We start from the raw sequence: 2564 nt of genomic DNA, 5'->3' as shown, positions 1-2564 counted from the left end.
GCGTGCCCCTGGCCGACGAAACCCTGGAGCGTGCCCGCGCGGCCGACGCCGTGTTGCTGGGCGCCGTTGGCGGCCCGAAATGGGATGCCATCGAGCGTGACATCCGCCCTGAGCGCGGCCTGCTGAAAATCCGTGCGCAACTGGGCCTGTTCGGCAACCTGCGTCCGGCGATCCTGTACCCGCAACTGGCCGAGGCTTCCAGCCTGAAGCCGGAGATCGTTTCCGGGCTGGACATCCTGATCGTGCGCGAACTGACCGGCGGCATCTACTTCGGCGCGCCTCGTGGCACCCGCACCCTGGAAAACGGCGAGCGTCAGTCCTACGACACCCTGCCGTACAGCGAAAGCGAAATCCGTCGTATCGCCCGTGTCGGCTTCGACATGGCCATGGTGCGTGGCAAGAAGCTGTGCTCGGTGGACAAGGCCAACGTACTGGCCTCCAGCCAGCTGTGGCGTGAAGTGGTCGAGCAAGTGGCCAAGGATTATCCTGAAGTCGAACTGAGCCACATGTACGTCGACAACGCCGCCATGCAGCTGGTGCGCGCACCGAAGCAGTTCGACGTGATCGTCACCGACAACATGTTCGGCGATATCCTGTCCGACCAGGCCTCGATGCTCACCGGTTCCATCGGCATGCTGCCATCGGCGTCCCTGGACACCAACAACAAAGGCATGTACGAGCCGTGCCACGGTTCGGCGCCGGACATCGCGGGCAAGGGCATTGCCAACCCGCTGGCGACCATTTTGTCGGTGTCGATGATGCTGCGTTACAGTTTCAATCAGCAGGCCGCGGCCGATGCCATCGAGAAAGCCGTCAGCCTGGTGCTGGATCAGGGTTTGCGCACGGGCGACATCTGGTCGGCCGGTTGCACTAAAGTCGGTACGCAGGAAATGGGTGACGCAGTAGTCGCCGCGCTGCGGAATCTGTAATCTCTCGGGCCCGCTGCCAAATTCATTACAAAGCAGCGGCCCACATTTCAAGAAGGTGTAGTTGCGATGAAACGTGTAGGTCTGATCGGTTGGCGCGGTATGGTCGGTTCCGTGCTCATGCAGCGGATGCTGGAAGAGCAGGATTTCGATCTTATCGAGCCGGTGTTTTTCACCACTTCCAATGTCGGTGGCCAAGGCCCGTCCGTGGGCAAGGACATTGCTCCGCTCAAGGACGCTTACAGCATTGAAGAGCTGAAAACCCTCGACGTGATTCTGACCTGCCAGGGTGGCGACTACACCAGCGAAGTCTTCCCCAAGCTGCGTGAAGCCGGCTGGCAGGGCTACTGGATCGACGCCGCTTCCAGCCTGCGTATGCAGGATGACGCGGTGATCGTTCTGGACCCGGTGAACCGCAAGGTCATCGACCAGCAACTGGACGCGGGCACCAAGAACTACATCGGCGGCAACTGTACCGTCAGCCTGATGCTGATGGGCCTGGGTGGCCTGTTCGAAGCCGGTCTGGTGGAGTGGATGAGCGCCATGACCTATCAGGCGGCCTCCGGTGCCGGCGCGCAGAACATGCGTGAACTGATCAAGCAGATGGGCGCGACCCACGCCGCTGTTGCCGATCAACTGGCCGATCCGGCCAGCGCGATCCTCGACATCGACCGTCGTGTTGCCGAAGCCATGCGCAGCGACGCGTACCCGACCGAAAACTTCGGCGTACCGCTGGCCGGCAGCCTGATTCCGTGGATCGACAAGGAACTGCCGAACGGCCAGAGCCGCGAAGAGTGGAAGGCCCAGGCCGAGACCAACAAGATCCTCGGTCGCTTCAAGAGCCCGATCCCGGTCGATGGCATCTGTGTGCGTATCGGCGCCATGCGCTGYCACAGCCAGGCRCTGACCATCAAGCTGAACAARGATGTGCCGATYGCKGAYATCGAAGGSYTGATCAGCCAGCACAACCCKTGGGTCAAGCTGGTGCCGAACAGCCGTGAGACCAGCATTCAGGAGCTGAGCCCGAACAAGGTCACCGGCACCCTGAACATCCCGGTTGGCCGTCTGCGCAAGCTGAACATGGGTTCGCAGTTCGTCGGCGCGTTCACCGTTGGCGACCAGTTGTTGTGGGGCGCGGCCGAACCGCTGCGCCGCATGCTGCGGATCCTGCTCGAGCGTTGATCGGTTGATGCAATGAAAGAACCCGCGCCTTGAAAGAGGTGCGGGTTTTTTTATGCAAGTAGCGTCGTCAGTGCCGGCCTCATCGCGAGCAAGCTCGCTCCCACAGAGAGTTGGAGTTGAATAGAAATTTTGTGTACACCATCAGCCCCTGTGGGAGCGAGCTTGCTCGCGATGGGGCCAGGTCAGGCACCACAGAATTGCCTGCATGCCAGTCACCCGGTAAAGTGCCGCTCCCCCCGTTTCGCCAGAGGTAAAACCCATGAGCCAGTCCATTGATATTGCCGTGATCGGCGCCACCGGTACTGTCGGCGAAACGCTCGTGCAGATTCTCGAAGAGCGCGATTTCCCGATCGGCACCCTTCACCTGTTGGCCAGCAGCGAATCGGCCGGCAGTTCCGTACCGTTTCGCGGCAAGAACGTGCGGGTGCGGGAAGTCGATGAGTTCGACTTCAGCAA

Annotated in this window: 2 protein-coding genes and 1 pseudogene; all 3 read left to right on the top strand. The window is 61.3% G+C overall.

Annotated elements, in window-relative coordinates:
- On the top strand, window positions 1–929 hold a 929-nt coding region (gene leuB / locus ACXRVY_RS23730), incomplete at its 5' end, for a 3-isopropylmalate dehydrogenase (RefSeq protein WP_458238398.1).
- Window positions 930–995: 66 nt separating this feature from the next.
- Entirely contained in the window at window positions 996–2108 is a 1113-nt protein-coding gene (gene asd / locus ACXRVY_RS23725; RefSeq protein WP_007975660.1) for an aspartate-semialdehyde dehydrogenase, read from the top strand.
- Between the two features lie 259 nt (window positions 2109–2367).
- Window positions 2368–2564: pseudogene (locus ACXRVY_RS23720) on the top strand (aspartate-semialdehyde dehydrogenase); the annotation flags it as partial.

It is taken from the genome of Pseudomonas sp. P5_A2_2 (assembly GCF_054177685.1).
Note: the sequence above shows the minus strand (reverse complement) of the source record. Positions and strands in the feature narration are given on the sequence as shown.